This is a genomic window from Psychrobacter sp. P11G3, assembly GCF_001435845.1.
GTDB lineage: Bacteria > Pseudomonadota > Gammaproteobacteria > Pseudomonadales > Moraxellaceae > Psychrobacter.
This window is the reverse complement of record NZ_CM003596.1, coordinates 1,349,714-1,368,231: the sequence shown is the minus strand read 5'-3', so window position 1 is coordinate 1,368,231 and position 18,518 is coordinate 1,349,714. Positions and strand designations below refer to the sequence as shown.

General features: G+C 42.8%; 13 protein-coding genes. 11 read left to right on the top strand and 2 right to left on the bottom strand.

The window, feature by feature from the left end:
* Nucleotides 1-30: 30 nt before the first annotated feature.
* A complete protein-coding gene (locus AK824_RS05640) occupies nucleotides 31-1,296 on the bottom strand; it encodes an RluA family pseudouridine synthase (RefSeq protein ID WP_413772208.1) in 1,266 nt (421 codons plus the stop codon).
* Nucleotides 1,297-2,015: 719 nt separating this feature from the next.
* On the opposite strand from AK824_RS05640, the gene AK824_RS05635 reads away from it, so the two are divergent.
* The 7 genes from AK824_RS05635 (at nucleotide 2,016) to AK824_RS05605 (ending at nucleotide 11,031) form a co-directional block, all read left to right on the top strand.
* On the top strand, nucleotides 2,016-3,197 hold the full coding sequence (locus tag AK824_RS05635; protein ID WP_057759574.1) for an outer membrane protein assembly factor BamD: 1,182 nt from the start codon (nucleotides 2,016-2,018) through the stop codon (nucleotides 3,195-3,197).
* Nucleotides 3,198-3,336: 139 nt separating this feature from the next.
* Entirely contained in the window at nucleotides 3,337-5,556 is a 2,220-nt protein-coding gene (locus AK824_RS05630) for a DNA primase (RefSeq protein ID WP_057759571.1), read from the top strand.
* Nucleotides 5,557-6,072: 516 nt separating this feature from the next.
* Nucleotides 6,073-7,995 (top strand): RNA polymerase sigma factor RpoD, encoded by a 1,923-nt coding sequence (gene rpoD / locus AK824_RS05625; protein ID WP_057759568.1) that lies wholly within the window; start codon nucleotides 6,073-6,075, stop codon nucleotides 7,993-7,995.
* A gap of 368 nt (nucleotides 7,996-8,363) precedes the next feature.
* Nucleotides 8,364-8,807 carry a MarR family winged helix-turn-helix transcriptional regulator gene (locus AK824_RS05620; RefSeq protein ID WP_057759565.1) on the top strand — a complete coding sequence of 148 codons (444 nt, stop codon included), beginning with the start codon at nucleotides 8,364-8,366 and terminating at the stop codon, nucleotides 8,805-8,807.
* Between the two features lie 16 nt (nucleotides 8,808-8,823).
* A complete protein-coding gene (locus AK824_RS05615; RefSeq protein WP_057759562.1) occupies nucleotides 8,824-9,618 on the top strand; it encodes a siderophore-interacting protein in 795 nt (264 codons plus the stop codon).
* A gap of 30 nt (nucleotides 9,619-9,648) precedes the next feature.
* On the top strand, nucleotides 9,649-10,179 hold the full coding sequence (locus AK824_RS05610) for a DUF2798 domain-containing protein (RefSeq protein ID WP_197411819.1): 531 nt from the start codon (nucleotides 9,649-9,651) through the stop codon (nucleotides 10,177-10,179).
* Nucleotides 10,180-10,722: 543 nt separating this feature from the next.
* Nucleotides 10,723-11,031, top strand: coding sequence for an ArsR/SmtB family transcription factor (locus AK824_RS05605; protein WP_057759558.1), 309 nt, complete (start codon nucleotides 10,723-10,725; stop codon nucleotides 11,029-11,031).
* Nucleotides 11,032-11,306: 275 nt separating this feature from the next.
* Here AK824_RS05605 and AK824_RS05600 read toward each other — a convergent pair whose 3' ends face one another.
* Nucleotides 11,307-12,806, bottom strand: a complete 1,500-nt coding sequence (locus tag AK824_RS05600) for a SulP family inorganic anion transporter (protein ID WP_057759556.1) — start codon at nucleotides 12,804-12,806, stop codon at nucleotides 11,307-11,309.
* A gap of 694 nt (nucleotides 12,807-13,500) precedes the next feature.
* Here AK824_RS05600 and AK824_RS05595 point away from each other — a divergent pair.
* The 4 genes from AK824_RS05595 to AK824_RS05580 all read left to right on the top strand — a co-directional run bounded on the left by AK824_RS05595 (nucleotide 13,501) and on the right by AK824_RS05580 (nucleotide 18,493).
* Complete coding sequence (locus AK824_RS05595) at nucleotides 13,501-14,460, top strand: bestrophin family protein (protein WP_057759554.1); 960 nt, start codon at nucleotides 13,501-13,503, stop codon at nucleotides 14,458-14,460.
* Nucleotides 14,461-15,005: 545 nt separating this feature from the next.
* Nucleotides 15,006-15,296: a YbeD family protein gene (locus AK824_RS05590; protein WP_057762424.1), complete on the top strand. Its 291-nt coding sequence runs from the start codon at nucleotides 15,006-15,008 to the stop codon at nucleotides 15,294-15,296.
* Between the two features lie 502 nt (nucleotides 15,297-15,798).
* Nucleotides 15,799-18,075, top strand: coding sequence for a class 1a ribonucleoside-diphosphate reductase subunit alpha (nrdA, locus tag AK824_RS05585; protein ID WP_057759552.1), 2,277 nt, complete (start codon nucleotides 15,799-15,801; stop codon nucleotides 18,073-18,075).
* Between the two features lie 46 nt (nucleotides 18,076-18,121).
* Nucleotides 18,122-18,493, top strand: a complete 372-nt coding sequence (locus AK824_RS05580; protein ID WP_057759550.1) for a hypothetical protein — start codon at nucleotides 18,122-18,124, stop codon at nucleotides 18,491-18,493.
* Nucleotides 18,494-18,518 lie beyond the last annotated feature (25 nt).

Here is an 18,518-nt window from a genome sequence, read left to right as displayed (position 1 = left end):
TCTCACCTCTCATCTAGTAAACGTTAGCGTTTACTCTTCATAATAACCGTCGCTTAGTACTGCCATCAGTTTTTGCATATCTTCAGGTAGTGGCGTCGTTACTTCAATGTCTTCACCTGTCGTCGGATGTACGAATCCTAACGTATAGGCATGCAGTGCTTGGCGCGGGAAATTATTAATAGCTTGACGCTGAGCTTCTGTCAATCCAGAACGCAATTGACGACGGCCACCATAGACACGGTCGCCGACTAATGGATAAGTAATGTGACTTAGATGCACACGAATTTGATGCGTACGTCCAGTCTCAAGCCCGACATCTAGCAGACAGTAGTTTTCGTTCAATGGCGTGACATTTAGCAGATGTGTTACTGCTTCGCGACCAGCGGTCATCACCGTCATTTTAGTACGCTGATTACGATGTCGACCAATCGGTGCATCGATACGACGATGACGAGATAAACTTGCTTGGTCCCCTGCCACCACACACTTATAGTGACGATAAACAGACTTGTCTTTTAGTTGTTCCATCAGTGCCATCTGAGCAGGTTTGGTTTTACCAATCAATAGCAATCCGGAGGTGTCTTTATCAATACGGTGCACCAGACCTGCACGCGGTAAATGATGCTGCTGAGGATAGTGATATAGCAATGCATTGACCAAAGTGCCGTTTTGGTTACCCGCGCCTGGGTGAACCACCATACCGACAGGTTTATTGATTACCAGTACGTCATCATCTTCATAGACGACATCGATATCTATGTTTTCTGGCTGGTCTTCGCCATGCTGCTGTAACGTCGTTGATAGATGCAATACGTCATCTGCTTTGACCCGGACTTTCGGTTTTTGGACACTGCCGTTATAGAGCAGACTACCATCAGTAATCCAGTTCTGGAGTTGCACCCGCGAAAAGTCTGAAAACGCTTGTGAGGCGACCTTATCAATACGCAGACCAGCTTGATCTTCTGTGACCACATGCGTCATATCTACAATCACTGGTACAGCTTGACCCGCTACTGGGGCTTCATCGTCGTCGCCGTCCATGTCGCTGTCATCAATATCATTATCATCAATGTCGCTATCGTTCAGATCATTACCATCATCGATGAGCAACTCTTCATTATCAAGCGCATCATCATGCACTTGCTCACTCATCATTGCTTGATTATCAGGTAGCTCATTATTGTTCAAAACATCATTTGGCATTGGTGACTCTTGTGCTGATGAATCAGTATCTAGCGATTGATTCGGTGATAAATTGGTAGTCATGGCATCATTATTCATAGCGGATTGATACATGGCAAAGTCCCTGACAGTGTTTTGTGAGGTGACTTCGAAGATAGTATTATAAATATCAGTATAAAAAATTGTCGTTTTTTTATTATAGTCTTTGCCTATAAATGGCAGATAACCACCTTTAAGGTACAAAAAAGCGAAGACAATACCCCTCTAGTGTATCATGTCGCACGCATAAGCCCTATAGAAGCTGCATGCTATCTGATAATTTTTGAGCATGCTTTTGAGCTGTAAGATGCCTCGCTTAACTCTCTAGAACATGACATTGCTGTAATTTACTGTATATTTACTCATGCTAGCGACATTCGATATCGCTCGTGACAGCCGCTCATGTTAAACTGCCTATACAATATAGATGGCGAAAAAATAGACGTAGCAAATGTTATTCTATAAAGTATAGCCATGTTTTGCTGTATGCTATGGCACTGTATGCGAATGCCGTACTTAGATACAGTATAAAAATAGCATTGGGTTTTGTTGACCGTGTTTGCCATTTAAGCCGTTTAATTATGGTTAAGTGCATGTGGTCTATGACTGGCTTACTATGCAAGCGCTATGTATCAAACCCAATCTATCAGTACAATACGTCATAACAAAAACTGCATTCGATAAAAAATTTTTGCTGGTGGATCGCTGGCTATTTAGCGTCGTTTTTTATCACTAACCTTTTATATAGCATGATAGCGCCGCTGCTATTATGCGTCTTGTGTCGGAGAAGAAGTATGCAAGCTGTTGGCAATACGTTTATCAAACTGTCCTCAATAACCCTACTGGCGCTTAGCGTCAATCTAGTGGGTTGCCAGACTTTCAAAAATCTAACTGGCGCCAAAGATGGTGAAGCAGTAGAAACAGCTGAAAAATCAGAGCAAGGGTATTATAACGAGGCCGTCAATCAGATTGACAAAGGTCACTATATCCAAGGTATCGAAGAGCTGACCAATCTGCGCACATTCTACCCAACCGGACAGTACGCTGAACAAGCCTTGCTTGACATGATGTATGCACAATACGAAGGCGATAAGTATGAGATGGCGGCAGCAAGTGCTGAGCAGTTTATCCGTCTGTATCCGTCTAACCCACAAGTCAGCTACGCCTACTATGTGCGCGGTGTAGCTAATATGGAAGGTTCATCTGAGAGCCTAAAGCTATTTAAACTGAACCAAGCTGAGCGTGATACCGCGTATTTGCGTATTGCCTTTGCCAACTTCCAAGAGCTTATTAATAAATATCCAAACAGCCCATATGCACCAGATGCCGCTCAGCGTATGACGTTTATCTATAATCAGTTTGCTGAGAGCGAAATGAGCGCAGCCAATTGGTATATCGAGCGTGAAGCTTATGTAGCAGCGGTTAACCGTGCCAAATGGGTATTCCAGTACTACCCGCTGAGTGAGTCAACGCCAGATGCTCTTGCGGTACTAGCCTATAGCCATGAAAAACTTGGTCTAACCGATTTGGCCAATGAGTACAAAACGCTGTTGCAGATCAACTACCCAGAAATGCTAACCAGCAATGGTAGTGTGAAATTAAGCACCAAACGTGACCGTACTTGGCTCAATAAAATCACCTTTGGCAAGCTTGGTCGTTCGAACACAACTGACAAATCAGTCGCGTCTGGCGAGTATAACGGCGCAACTAAGACACAAATGATTCGTAATGCAGCCCAGTTGAGACTAGCAGGGACAAATACGACGCCTGCCAATACTCCAGTCGCCAATAATGCTGCCGCACGTAATGGTATTAGCGTGGGCTTAGGTCTGCCTGAAGCGTCAGCTGAGCGCGTGACCAGTCAATCAAGCACTGGCTCAACTGCAAGAGAAGCCAACGTCGATCCCCTAAATACCAATCCAACACGTCGCACTACGCTAAATGACGACAGTGTGAGCGATATGGATAATAATTGATTACGTAAAGTCTTTTAGCCTAGCTAACACAGTCTGTATTCATTGATAATAAGGTCAACATTATGTTGGCCTTATTTTTCTAGCAGTACCTTATTACCTCTGCCCCAACATAATCGACCTATGGTAAACTGTTTTTTGTATGAGCATTCCTAACCATATTCTTGAACAACTAAATAGCCAAGCTGACCTGATCAGCATCATTGGCAAACACACCACGCTCAAACGCGCTGGTAGTGAATATAAAGGCTGCTGCCCTTTTCACGGTGAAAAATCGCCTTCCTTTTATGTCAATCCACAAAAAAACATCTATCACTGCTTTGGCTGTAGCGTCGGTGGCAATGCCATCAGTTTTTTGCGTGATTATGAAAATTTGACATTTATTGAAGCGGTCAATGAACTATCAAAACAAACAGGCATTGAAGTACCGAAAGAAGAACAGCAAAACGTTAGTTATCAACGTCGCGCACCCAAACCCATTGCACCGCCACCTGTGTACAATGTGCCTAGCCCAACTGTAGAACATAGCAAAGTAGGTCAAGACGGTACAAATCAAGACAACCATCAAAATAATCGTCAAGACATTTATCAAGACAATCATCAAAATAATGTTGCCCAAAGTGACCAAAACTACATCGACCAGCCCATTTATAATGACAATCAGGGCTACGAGAACTTTCCACCATTAGAGGCGTATGATTCAGTGTCCTATTCGATGGACTCGTATTCCTCAGAGCCTTATTCACCAAACCATTCAGATGACAGTGGCTATCCGCCAGCATGGCTGACAGATACCGATACTAGCGCTGGTATGCAGGACGCTCATGGTATTGAGCAAAGCGATGATAAAGATGGCAATCTATATGAGCTGCTAGAGCAGATCCAACAGTTTTATCAGCACAATTTGACCACGCATCCCCATGCCAAACACTACTTTTTATCACGCGGTATCACCGAAGACACCTTTGAGACCTTTGGTCTTGGCTATGCGCCATTTGGTTGGCAGCATCTTGAGCATCAATTTCCGCAGGATATTGAGGGTCTAAAAGCCTTAGGATTGGTACGTCAATCAGAGTCTGGCCGCGACTACGATCTATTGCGCGACCGAGTCATCTTCCCAATTCGTGATAATCAAGGCCGCACCATTGGCTTTGGTGGCCGGGCGCTCGATGACGAAGTAAAGCCTAAATATATCAACTCCTCAGACTCGCCCGTCTTTCATAAGCAGCATGTACTATACGGCTATTATGAATCACGTCAGCAGCGCGCAGACAGCTGGCTGGTGGTCGAAGGCTATATGGATGTGATCGCCCTTTATCAAGCGGGTATCTATGGGGCAATCGCCTCGATGGGTACAGCGATTAATGAAAGCCAAATATCGCGTCTACTGACACTTAATCCAACGCTTACTTTGAGCTTTGATGGGGATAGTGCAGGACAAAAAGCCGCTTGGCGTACACTTGAAGTTGCGCTGCCTGTACTGGCCGATGACAAAGAGCTGCGGTTTTTAACCCTGCCTAACAATCATGATCCTGATACTTTTATTAAGAGTCAGGGCAGCGATGCCATGCGTGAGCAAATCGCTAATGCCATGCCGCTATCACAGTATATTTTTGCGTATTTGAGTGAGCGTTATGACATGAGTCTGGCTGAAGGCAAAGCCAAGCTCATGTCCCAAGTACGCTCGTTGACGACCGCCTTACCCAAAGGCAGTAGCTTTCGCTATTTGCTCAACAATGACGTTTATCAAAAGCTTGGCGGCAGGCGCAGTCAGAATGTCGAGGCCAAAGATGCGCTGCTAGATTTTGATGGTGATATGACCATCAGTCAGCAATTGCAGCTGTGCTTTTTGTTTCAGCCGCGCGCGTTAATCGATGACCCTATTGAGTCGATTTGGCAACAGTCAGGGATTAATGGCTTACACCTACCTGCCCATATAAAACAAAAAGCATCGCCTGATACCCTACGTCCTCTTGCCTGGGAAGACTTGCAAGATGCTGCTTTGCTAGACATCGTAAGCACCATCAAGCGCTGTCTTAATTACCTACCAAAAGACGTCAATGCAGCGGCGCATTTTATCTTATCAAACGTAAAGCCTGCGACCCAAGACATGCTCAGCCGTAATTGGGGCGGCTTCTATAAAGCGCTAACTGCACGTAATATTTTGGGGCTTGATGGTCTAATCGAAGAGCTAGTCAGTCAGCTGCTTGAGCGCAACATGAAGAAAAAAATACAAGAGCTGATACAGAACCCAGATCATATTAAGCTTGCGATCGTTCGCAAACAAACCCAATTATTGAATGATTGGCTACGGGCACAGCAGGCAGAGCAATCTGCCCAGATGGTCACTGTGCAGTCTTAATGTTTAATTTCAAATGGCGACCCTTTAAAAGTCTAGCAGCTGCCCCCACTACTAATGATTATGCCCAGTAGCATGAGTCGCTCCTAAATCATTTCGCTGGTGGTAAATAATCAGTAAAAAATGGTCGGTAGCTATCACTAGCTCGTGCTTGACGACTGTGGTCTGTGTTAAACTGTGTCGCTGTATATTGACAGCACTGCTTGGTGAATGATTGTGAGCATGCATCGTTAAGCACAAATTTTAGGTATTATTTTTACGTATCAGCTTTTAGATACTATTTATTAAGTCTGTATTTTTTTAAGTACCATATTGAAGTCTTTTTAGCTTTTCTAATTTTTAGCTGTTTATCAGCATTGTTATTGTAGTGTTTTGAGCCTTTATTCATATCAACTCATTTTTGATATTATTGACAACCTCTACGCCATATTTTGATCAATCGATTGATAAGATCAACGCAAAGAGCGAGCGATAGCGAGTCACAATATAAAAATGTCCGATGCAAGTAAGCGAGTATTTATGAACGATAAGTCAGTTTCTAAGTCCACATCTCAACTGGCCACCTTAATCCAAATGGGCAAAGAGCAAGGGTATCTTACCTACGCTGAGGTGAATGACCAGCTGCCCGACTCTATTACCGAAAGCGATCAGATCGAAGACATTGTGCAAATGCTGACCGATGTCGGTATCAAAATCTTTGAATCAGCTCCTGATGCCGATGACATCTTGATGAACGATGATTCAAGCGATGATGATATGGCAGCAGATGAGGCAGCGGCAGTACTCGCTTCTGTTGAAACTGAGCCTGGTCGTACCACTGACCCTGTACGTATGTATATGCGTGAAATGGGTACGGTTGACCTACTAACTCGCGAAGGCGAGATTGCCATTGCTAAGCGTATCGAAGAAGGTATTCGTGATGTACAGCATGCCATGGCTTATTGGCCTGGCACCGTACAGTTCGTCCTTGACGAATATGAAAAAGTACAAGATGGCGAAAAGAAACTATCTGACGTCATCACTGGTTTCTTAGATCCTGAAACCGAAGAAGACAAAATCGCAGCCCAAGAAGCAAAAGAGGCAGCGAAAGAAGAGCGTGAGCGCATTAAAGAAGAAAAAGAAAACCCACCGGTTATCAAAGCCAAGATCAATGCGAAAGCAGCTGCGCTTGATGATGACGATGAAGACGAAGACGACGTTGAAGAAGAAGCTGAAGAAGAAACCAGTGGTCTTGATCCAGAAGAAGTTCGTTTACGCCTAGAAGAAATCGAGCATCTATTTATCAAAGCCAAGCAAGCATTGCTTGATTATGGCCGTGGTAGCGTACAGGCTGATACCGCGTATGCTCTACTTGCTGAGCGCTTTATGATGCTAAAGCTAAACAATCGCTTGTCAGACCAAGTCATGGCCATCATGCATGACGTCTATGACGACGTGCGTAAGCAAGAGCGTCAAATCATGCGTTTGGTGATTCGCCGTGGTCGTATGCCGCGTGAAGAGTTCCGTAAGACCTTCCCTAGCAATGAAACCAATGTTGATTGGTTGATTGAACGTATCAAAGGTAAGCCTGCATTTGCTGGTACGCTAGAAAAAGTCACTGATGACGTTATTTTACTCCAACGTCGCATCCGTGATTACGAGCAGCAGCTCGACATGAAAATCCACGATATGAAAGATGTGGCACGTCGTATGGCGGTTGGTGAAGCAAAAGCTCGCCGCGCGAAAAAAGAAATGGTTGAAGCTAACCTACGTCTGGTTATCTCTATCGCCAAAAAATATACTAACCGTGGCCTACAGTTCTTGGATCTTATCCAAGAAGGTAACATCGGTCTGATGAAAGCCGTTGATAAATTTGAATATCGCCGTGGTTATAAGTTCTCGACCTATGCCACTTGGTGGATTCGTCAGGCGATTACTCGCTCTATCGCTGACCAGGCGCGTACCATTCGTATCCCTGTGCATATGATTGAGACGATCAACAAGATCAACCGTGTCTCACGTCAGTTGCTACAGGAAATGGGGCGCGAGCCAACGCCTGAGGAATTAGGCGAACGCTTAGAGATGGACGAAGTTAAAGTCCGTAAAGTGCTGAAGATTGCTAAAGAACCTATCTCTATGGAAACCCCTATCGGTGATGATGAAGATTCGCACCTAGGTGATTTTATCGAAGATGGTACGATTTCAAGCCCTGTTGATGATGCAACAGCTGCTGGTTTGCAAGAAGCGACTCGTGATGTACTCGGCAACCTGACTGAGCGTGAAGCGCGTGTCCTAAAAATGCGTTTCGGTATCGATATGCCAACGGATCATACGCTAGAAGAAGTCGGTAAACAGTTCGATGTAACGCGTGAGCGTATTCGTCAGATTGAGGCAAAAGCATTGCGTAAATTGCGTCATCCATCACGTTCTGAGCATTTGCGCTCTTTCCTTGAAAATGATTAAATTTTCAGAGAAATACTGAGCCTAACTAATAGGTTTCAGATAGTTGCCAAAAATAAAAAAGCTGAGTATATCTCAGCTTTTTTTATGCCTGCTTTTTAATTCTAGAAATTATTAATCACAGCATTTGTTAATCACGATGCTTGTTAGTTAAAAATCTTCTTAATTACAAAGCCTCCTAGTCATAAAACCCTTTAATCCAAGAGCTCCTCCTTCAATATATACCCTTATTTTTCTTACTTCCTAATAACTTATTTCATTGAAAATTATCTAACTATAGATACAGACACTCCTTTAAAAATCACTTTATAGTTGACACTATCAACCTTATTCTATATAGTTGCTCCTATCAACTATATCAAAGAGTTTTTATGTCTAATAATTCATTGAGCGAAACACTACATCAATTGATGCATACCTATACCAACCTGTTGCTAGAAGGCATTCGCCAGCAAGGTGTCGAGTTGTCCGTGACCAATATCAGAACGTTAAAAGGTGTCTGTTATAACCCAAACAGTACTGCGCTATCGATCTCTAAACACATGCAGCGAGACAAAGCGCAAATCACTCGTGCCTTAAATGACCTTTTGGCGGCTGAGCTAATCTTGAAGACAGATAACCCGCTTGATGGTCGCAGCCAATTACTACAGCTGACCCCTAAAGGCGAACAAGTTATGACAAAGCTTGATGCAGCAGAAGAATGGACAAGGCAGCAATTAACGAAAGATTTAAGCCTCGTAGAGCTTGCGTTATTTTTCCGTGTCAGTCGCACCATGATAGACAACGTTAGCAGCAGCAAGACTACCGATAAATAAGTAAGGACAGATCCACATGAATAACACAATAAATCAAAAACCCGTACGCGAAATCATGACTGTTGCTCACAAGCAAATGATTACTCCGCACTACATCCGTATATACCTCACAGGCCAAGCAGATACTATTGCCAATATCGCGACCATGACAGTTGGTGCAAACAACAAAGTGCTTATCCCTGTCGATAAAGCTCAGCCAATTGACCTAAATGACAATACTACTTTCGTTATTCGCACTTATACTCATCGCGGCGTTGATGTAGCAAAACAACAGATCTGGATTGATTTTGTCGCTCATGGTGACGAAGCCCCTGCTTCAGGTTGGGCCACTCATGCTGAGGTTGGCGACGAGATTGGTATCTTAATGAAGCCTAAAACCAAAGCGCTTTGTCCTGATGCAGATAATTTTCTATTGATTGGCGATGCCACAGCGATACCAGTGCTCGGCTCGATATTAGAAAGCTTGCCTGCCAGCGCGACTGGTCAATGCATCATTGAAGTACACGGTACAGAAGATGAGCAAGAATTGTCGACAGCGGCCAATATCACCATGACATGGTTACACAACCCAGATCCAACGCAAGGCAGCCAATTAATCGACACAGTGAAATCTCTCGATTTGCCAACTGCAGAACAGAGCCGTTTTGCTTATATCGCTAGCGAATTCTCATCTGTCAAAGCCCTGCGTCATTATCTAAAGGTCGAGCAACAGTGGTCTAAAGACGAACTATATGCATTTTCTTACTGGAAAGCAGGTGTTGCAGAAGACCAATCTGTAAGCGATCGACAAGCAGAAAAAAACACCGATTAATTAATCGCTCTTTATGATAGGAAAATAACTATGGCTCCAAATACTATGCCAGCAAATACCGAGACCCTGCTCATTGATGGTAATAAAAACAATGGCGCTAAGAATGATGGTGTTAAAAAAACACCGTTGCTCTACAAAGTGTTATTAATCCTTGCTTTGATGACTGTCATAGGTGGTCTCTTAACAGGTGTGATGACCTATATGAATGTCGGGTATTCCGATACATTTTTTATAGACTGGTCTAGAGCGTTACTTGCAGCGTATGCGATTATGCCGATTGGCTTCTTACTGATGGGTCTGGTCACAAAATACATTAATCATAAGCTACCTAATACCAAAGCGTACAAACGTAACCTCATCACAGGCATATTGATGGCTTGCATAATGGAGTCTATGTTGGCCTTTAGCACCGCCTCAAAGACGATTGGTTTTGCCAATCAAACGGCATTTTTGAACGGCTGGTTAGAAGGGTTTCTAGTTGCATTACCAGTAGGATTGACGTTAATGGTCATTGTTTCTATGACTATTAAACCAAAAATTGAGACATTTCTAAAAAGCTAAAATATTACGACTATGTTTATTAGATTTTTTGGCACACGACCGCGACGCTAACCAGATTAACAAAAAATCTTAATAAAATTGAAGAACATAAAACATTAAGGGCGTGTTGAATATTCAACACGCCCTTGTCATGTCAGAAGCTTTCTAATACTATTTTACTGCTGGTTTTGCAAAGAACTAACGTGTATTTAATAAGTCAGTCGTAACAACGTTTAGTGTTAAATTTGATTTGATACAGACTTTTTTTACCCGTCATATATTGTTACTATTCGACAATATTCCGATGACTAGACAGTACAACTGTCATAATTAATCTAGTTTTGGCTGTATACTCTACTATTATAGAAACGTATAGTCAGAATACAAACGCTAGTTATAAACAGTATCCTACTAGTAGCCATTTATTTGTATATGTTTGACACATTGGTGGTAGATAGATTCTACTCCGCTTTAGTGTTTAGACCCATAATGAGTAAGCTAAAAATCTAATGTTCCACTCTGACAGTTGTTGATTATTAACTAGGTATCGATATCACATATTTTATGAATACAGAAAACATAATATCTGCACTTAACAACCCCATGCGTCGTCAAATCATAAAGTGGTTGAAGGACAGATCGAACTTTCCAGCGTCGTTACCAGAGCACGCTAATCTGGATGGGGTATGCGTCAGCTACATCCAAGAAAAAGCTGGATTGTCGCAATCAACCATTTCAAATTATATGGGTGTGTTAAAAAAAGCAGGATTGGTTACGTCCGAACGCCATGGACAATGGACGTTTTATCAGCGTCATGAAGCTAACATCGAAACATTTCTCAATGAAGTTGCAAAAGAGCTGTTAAAGCTTTAAAAAATTCTCATAATCTTTAGAAACACTTTGTTCCACTATAAAACATCTATATATTTCAATATAACGATTAATTATCTTAATATCACACCATTTTCTAAATTATCACCCTCTTTTCTTCTAGCTATCTTGTCCCTTCTGATTATCTATTGCCTCCTAAAATATTTATCCGTAATAGAATATAATCTTCTAATCAGGTTTTAATCTGCATAAAAAAAGCCGAGATACACTCAGCTTTATAATATTTATCAATATGACACTATTAATACGTAGCTAAATTAATGCACGCCTAAGCTTTGCTCAGCATCTGGCTTATCATGCACACCGAAATTATCTATCATCGCTTGGCTCGCCTCGTTCAAACCGATTAACTCTACCTCAGTGCCTTCGCGACGAAATTTAATGATGACTTTATCTATGGCGGCGACTGCTGTCACGTCCCAAAAATGCGCGCGCGACACGTCAATGACCACGTTAGAGACAGATTCTTTAATATCAAAGGAGTCAATCATACGCTCTGCTGATGAGAAAAATACTTGTCCGTCAACTCGGTAATAACGCGTTTGCGCTGCTTCATCCATGTGACTATGCACACTCATATAGCGTTCAATCTTATTGGCAAAGAACAATGCTGACAGCAGCACGCCAATCAATACGCCATAGGCCAAGTTATGCGTTGCGACCACCACAGCGACAGTCGTAATCATGACCACATTACTTTGTAACGGCTTGGTTTTTAGTTCCTTAAACGAACCCCAGTTAAAAGTACCGATAGACACCATAATCATCACAGCGACCAATGCAGCCATTGGAATAATCTTTAACCAATCACTTAAAAACACCACCATTAATAATAAAAATACGCCTGCTACTAGAGTAGAAAGACGTGTATAACCGCCTGATTTTACGTTGATAATCGACTGGCCAATCATCGCACAGCCTGCCATCCCGCCAAAAAAGCTACTAACCACATTGGCAATACCTTGACCTTTGCACTCTTGCGTACGGTCGCCTTTGGTGTCGGTTAAATCATCTACGATAGTCATGGTCATCATAGACTCAAGTAAGCCCACTATCGCCAGACTGATAGAGTACGGGAAAATAATAATCAATGTATCTAAGTTCAACGGAATATCAGGTATCAAAAACATCGGCAGGGTATCAGGCAGCTGGCCCATATCATTGATAGTACGCGCCTCTGCACCTAATAAGATGGCTATAGCCGTGACCAGTACAATACTGACCAATGGCGATGGAATCACTTTACCGATCTTTGGGATATATGGATAGCCATAGATAACGACGAGACCTAGCGCCACCAGACCATAAACATGTACTAGGTTTGAACCTGCCTGCGGCATCAGCTCAGGAATCTGCGACATAAAAATCAAAATAGCCAAGGCATTGATAAAGCCGAGCACTACGGATTGAGACACATACTTCATCAGATTTCCTAGCTTTAAGAAGCCAAAGATAATCTGTATAACACCTGTCAGCACACTGGCTGCTAACAAATACTGCAAGCCATAATCTTTGACCAGTGTCACCATTAGTAACGCCATCGCACCAGTCGCCGCCGAAATCATCGCTGGACGACCGCCAACAAACGAAATCACTACCGCGATACAAAACGAGGCATAAAGCCCTACTTGGGGATCGACACCGGCAATGATAGAAAACGCAATCGCTTCAGGGATAAGCGCCAAAGCGACGACCATGCCAGCCAAGACATCGCCGCGCGCATTGGATAGCCAATGCTCTTTAATTGTATTTAACATATTTAACTCAGTTTTGGAGAACTGCTTTAGTCTGTCAATAAACGAAGTATCTAATCACTATTTAGAAAGCATCTATTTGGAAAGTATCTAAAAAGTAGTTAAAAATCATCTCACATGAAAAGTCTGACACATCTTTATTTAGATCCTTTGCTATCTAGGCACATCTCTGTTTATACCCTTTGATATCCAGACACGTTGCCCATTGCCTATCAAATGATAAATATAAAAATGTGAACGAGCATAGTTATCGAGTTATCGTCATAACATATTTTTAGTGGGATAATTTTTATGATCCACTAGATATATCGAATAGTGATACAAACGTTAAAGCAGTGCGTGCGCACAAGAAAAAGCGTCAGACGCTTTATAAGAGTAATTGCTATAGGAAGCAATCATTACTGAGGAGGGGTACAGCTAGGGTGGCGTATTCATCTTTGTGGTGGCAGCTTTTATAGAGTTAAGAAGTGATATTTTGCATCATTTTAACATACATAAAGTAGATTAATAAAAACATCGCTCTTTTGGCGAGGATTTAACTCCTATAGCTATCTCAATTATCAAGCTTAAGTAATCACCTTACTCTTTAGTTTGAATAAATTTATAGCCTTTTGGGCTTTACAGAACTCATTTCTATATTAGAATCACACGTGACATTTAATAGTGTCTACATATACCCCATCGCTAGGAAACTGACATGATTGTCCGGCAAACACCCAATGCCCTTAAGATATTTTTCACTCTACGTGGATCAATCATTCCAAAAATTTATCCGCAAATTTTGCTGATTACTATTCTTAGTACGCTCATCACGATTATTCAGCACTGGATGCCTGACTCGTTTCCTTATTATGGTATGGCAACGTTTACCTTGCTCGGGATTGCCTTATCGTTGTTTCTTGGGTTTCGAAACAATGCCAGTTATCAGCGTTGGTGGGAAGCGCGCGGACTGTGGGGTCAGCTGGTATATGACTCTCGTAGCTTAACGCGCCAAGTGCTGTCTTTTATAGATGATGACGATGCGAATGCCATAGATGATGGCGAGGATGACAATGCGACTGCACACGATACTCAGCGAACGATGGTATATCTGACCATTTCTTTTGCCCATGCTGTGCGCCACCGATTGCGTGGTACGCCACCTTGGGCGGATATCGAGCCTCTTGTTGCAGCGATACACCATGACCGTATGCGCCAAGCGAAAAACGTACCTGATTATATAATGCGCCTAATGGGTAAACAGCTTGGCGATATTCGGCGTCAAGGACTGGTATCGGAACAAGTCATACAAAATATGGATGAACGCCTGACCTCTATGACAATTGTACTGGCAGCGTGCGAGCGCATTCATAACACACCACTGCCCTTTGCTTACATGCTGCTGGTACATCGCACGACCTATTTATATTGCATTATGTTGCCCTTCGGTTTGGTGGCATCACTCGGTTGGGCAACCCCATTAATTTGTGCGGTGATTGCTTATACTTTTTTTGGTCTGGATGCGCTTAGTGAAGAGTTAGAAGAGCCTTTTGGTTTGGCGGCTAATCAGTTACCTTTGACTGCCTTGTCACGCACTATCGAGATTAATCTAAGAGAAGCATTGGGAGAGGCGGATATTCCACCTGATATCACTCCTATCAATGGTTATTTGCAATAATAGCTTCCATTAATAGTTTTAATAAAAGCCACTTAACTTACTACTTTAAGATGAAACGGACTAAATACAGACTTCACTTGAATAATCGCTCATAGACCACTATAAACAGTGCATATATTCTCTGCCTAATATAGCCATTCCACTATAAAAGTATGACAGCGTTAACCTCGCTTGAAGTATCACATGTACATCTACACTCGGTTGCCTTGTACTACTTTTAAATTGAATCGACTATAGCCTGACTGATTTAAGTGCCACTAATGTCTACACTGAGCCTGTCTCAGCTTTTGGCGTTATGATTTTGGCATGATTTGAGCAGATGTCTAACTAATTGAATGCATATAGCAGCGATTTTCGAATGACTTAATGTTAGTTACTTAATTATTTAATGCTAATGACTGATTAACTTTTTCCTATTTACCTATATAAGCGAGGCTCATATCATGAGTGATGATTCAAAAGACAACAACGACAACAGCACAAATAACCCAACCAGCAATCAGCCGTCAGTTAAAGTCACTGACCTGACGCCAAATAAAGGCGCATTGGTAGGCAAAAAGACCGATATTCAAAACCCAGAGCTTTGGGAGTTCCCGATGAACTACCCACTAAGCATCATCGGTCATGAAGGCGAGCGTGAGAGTTTGCTTAATGAAGTGAAGCTAATTTTGGGTAGCCAATTCCCTGATTTTGATTTGGCGTCTATCGAAGTTAAACCGTCTAAAACGGGTCGTTTTCACTCAGCACGGGTTAATTTGTACCTAACCGCTGCTGAGCAAGTGAATGCGCTTTATGCCTCACTTGATAATGCAAAAACGGTTCGTATTGTTTTATAAGTCGTATAAAAAACTTTCACGCCTTTTTAGTCCAAATCGTCACTCGCTAGTAATAACATATGGGTGGCGATTTTTTGTGGTTTGATGTACAATCTGCGCCCGCATTATTGCCGCTATGACTCCCATTATCAGTCGACAATAACCGAGAGAATGAAAAGTAAATCTCACGATATTTTTACAAAAATTTTATTATTGACCGCATTTGCGTCTAACCCTTATCCCATCGTCCTTTGCCAAAATTTGGACTGCCTACAACCTTGTAGCAACATAGTTTTATTCTAAAATCAATATAGTATTTTCAAAATTTTCCCGCTATATTGTGCCTACCAATTAACAAACACGCTATATGTAGTACTCAGTGATTTTAACCATCACTATGAGTAGTGGTAGCTTTTTGCCCAAAAAAACCAGCTAGCACAACCCAGCATAATAGCGTTATAAAGAATGTCTGCCGCCCACTCGGCGCGCAGCATCACAATAAGCAATCAAAATAGAGGCCAGCATGACACATATTGACAAAATCCAAGTAACCAAACGTGATGGACGTTTAGAGCCTATTGATTTAGACAAAATTCACAAGGTAATAGCGTGGGCAGCTCACGGCTTGGACAACGTGTCTGTGTCTCAAGTTGAGCTAAAGTCGCACATCCAGTTTTATGAAGGTATCAAGACTCGTGATATTCACGAAACCATCATCAAATCTGCCGCCGACCTCATCTCTGAGACCACGCCTGACTATCAATATCTAGCTGCGCGTTTGGCTATCTTCCATCTACGTAAGATTGCTTACAACCGATTCACGCCGCCGCATCTGTATGACCATGTCAAAACGCTAACAGACGCTGGCAAATACGATCAGCATATTCTAGCGGACTATAGCCGTGCTGAATTTGATGAGTTAGAAGAATACCTTGATCACTGGCGCGATATGAATCTTGCTTATGCCGCTGTTGAGCAAATGGCTGGTAAATATCTAGTACAGGATCGCGTGAGCAAGACTGTTTATGAGAGCCCGCAGTTCTTATACATGCTGGTTGGTATGTGTCTGTTTAGCCAATACGACAAGTCAGACCGTCTTAATTTCGTCAAACGCTTCTATGATGCGACCTCAGAGTTCAAAATCTCACTACCGACGCCTATCATGTCAGGTGTGCGTACGCCATCGCGCCAGTTTAGCTCGTGCGTACTGATCGAATGTGGTGATAGCCTAGACTCTATCAACGCGACTACTAGCGCCATCGTACGCTATGTGTCACAGCGTGCTGGTATCGGCATCAACGCAGGTCGTATCCGTGCCCTTGGTAGCCCTATCCGTGGCGGCGAAGCACAGCATACTGGCTGTATCCCGTTCTACAAACTGTTTCAGACTGCTGTTAAATGCTGCTCACAAGGTGGCGTCCGTGGCGGTGCTGCAACGTTGTTCTACCCACTATGGCATTTAGAAGTTGAGTCATTACTGGTACTCAAAAACAACCGCGGCGTCGAAGACAACCGTGTCCGTCATATGGACTACGGCGTACAGTTAAACAAGACAATGTACACGCGCCTCATCAAAGGTCAAGACATCTCGCTATTCTCACCAGGTGACACGCCAGGCTTGTATGATGCGTTCTTTGAAGATCAAGACAAGTTCGAAGAGTTGTATACCAAATACGAAAATGATCCTAACGTACGTAGCCGTCAAATCCCAGCAGCAGATTTGTTCAGCCTGATGATGCAAGAGCGCGCCAGCACGGGTCGTATCTATATCCAAAACGTCGATCATTGCAACACGCATAGCCCATTTGACGCGACGGTTGCGCCGATTCGCCAGTCAAACCTATGTATGGAAATCGCGCTACCGACCAAACCACTGGATAACATCAATGACGAAGAAGGCGAAATCGCGCTTTGTACGCTATCAGCGGTCAACTTGGGTAAAGTCGAAAACGTCAGCGACATCGAAGAGCCAGCTGAGCTAATTGTTCGTGCGCTTGATGCCTTGCTCGACTATCAAGACTATCCCGTAAAAGCGGCTCAAAACGGCAGTATGCGTCGTCGTACGCTCGGTGTGGGCGTGATTAACTACGCTTATTACTTAGCTAGGAATGGCGCACGCTATTCTGACGACAGCGCGCTTGGTCTGACTCATCAGACGTTTGAAGCATTACAGTTCTATCTCTTGAAAGCGTCAAACAAATTGGCAAAAGAGCAAGGTGCGTGCCCTGCGTTCAATGAGACTACGTACTCACAAGGCATCTTGCCGATTGATACGTACAAAGCCGACTTGGATAAAATCTGCCAAGAGCCGCTACATCTCGATTGGGAAACGCTACGTGGCGAGATCACTGAACACGGTCTACGCAACTCTACCCTAACCGCCTTGATGCCGTCTGAGACCTCTAGTCAGATCGCCAACGCGACCAACGGTATCGAGCCACCACGTGGTCTGGTCTCTATCAAAGCGTCAAAAGATGGCATCTTAAAGCAAGTCGTGCCTGAGATCGATAAGCTAAAAGATCAGTACGAGCTACTATGGCAAATGCCAAACAATGACGGTTACCTAAAGCTGGTCGCTATCATGCAGAAGTTCGTCGATCAAAGTATCTCTGCCAACACCAACTACGATCCTGTTCGTTATGCTGGCGGCCGTGTACCGATGAAGATATTGCTAAAAGACTTGCTAAACGCTTATAAAATGGGTGTGAAGACGTTGTACTACCATAACACTCGTGATGGTGCGAACGATGCCCAAGCGGATATGGAAGATGATTGTGCTGGCGGTGCTTGTAAGATTTAAGGTTCTTATTTAAACAAACTTTCTTAAAACTATTGGAGATTTTAAAATGAGTATTAAATTTGCAGATTCAGAAAAGACTATAGTCATTCCTTCTACTCTAGTCTTCACAGATGCTTCAGGGGATAAGCATGAGGTACAATCTAATGAAGTGGAATTCAGTGAAGTTAGAGATGAATTTTCACAAGATATACTAGCTATTAACATGCAAGTAGAAATTGACGAATGCGGTACAGTTACAAATAACGTTATACTTGATAGTAAAGTAGATCATATCAAGAGAAAAATCGTATCTGAAGCATTTGCTAATGTTGGCTACTATAATGAAAACCCCAATAATAGTTATGATGAACGTTCCTACGATACTAATTTAACTCTTTCAAAAGACACTTTAAAAAAAGTGAAAGTTAAACATAAATAAAGTCATGAGTACAGGTTGGGTTATA

What these genes read in the sequence shown, in the direction of transcription:
- AK824_RS05605 (WP_057759558.1), top strand. Translation starts at nt 10,723, where the DNA reads ATGAATACAGAAAACATAATATCTGCACTTAACAACCCCATGCGTCGT.
- AK824_RS05595 (WP_057759554.1), top strand. Translation starts at nt 13,501, where the DNA reads ATGATTGTCCGGCAAACACCCAATGCCCTTAAGATATTTTTCACTCTA.
- AK824_RS05610 (WP_197411819.1), top strand. Translation starts at nt 9,649, where the DNA reads ATGGCTCCAAATACTATGCCAGCAAATACCGAGACCCTGCTCATTGAT.
- AK824_RS05630 (WP_057759571.1), top strand. Translation starts at nt 3,337, where the DNA reads ATGAGCATTCCTAACCATATTCTTGAACAACTAAATAGCCAAGCTGAC.
- AK824_RS05580 (WP_057759550.1), top strand. Translation starts at nt 18,122, where the DNA reads ATGAGTATTAAATTTGCAGATTCAGAAAAGACTATAGTCATTCCTTCT.
- AK824_RS05640 (WP_413772208.1), bottom strand. Translation starts at nt 1,296, where the DNA reads ATGTATCAATCCGCTATGAATAATGATGCCATGACTACCAATTTATCA.
- AK824_RS05635 (WP_057759574.1), top strand. Translation starts at nt 2,016, where the DNA reads ATGCAAGCTGTTGGCAATACGTTTATCAAACTGTCCTCAATAACCCTA.
- AK824_RS05600 (WP_057759556.1), bottom strand. Translation starts at nt 12,806, where the DNA reads ATGTTAAATACAATTAAAGAGCATTGGCTATCCAATGCGCGCGGCGAT.
- rpoD (WP_057759568.1), top strand. Translation starts at nt 6,073, where the DNA reads ATGAACGATAAGTCAGTTTCTAAGTCCACATCTCAACTGGCCACCTTA.
- nrdA (WP_057759552.1), top strand. Translation starts at nt 15,799, where the DNA reads ATGACACATATTGACAAAATCCAAGTAACCAAACGTGATGGACGTTTA.
- AK824_RS05615 (WP_057759562.1), top strand. Translation starts at nt 8,824, where the DNA reads ATGAATAACACAATAAATCAAAAACCCGTACGCGAAATCATGACTGTT.
- AK824_RS05620 (WP_057759565.1), top strand. Translation starts at nt 8,364, where the DNA reads ATGTCTAATAATTCATTGAGCGAAACACTACATCAATTGATGCATACC.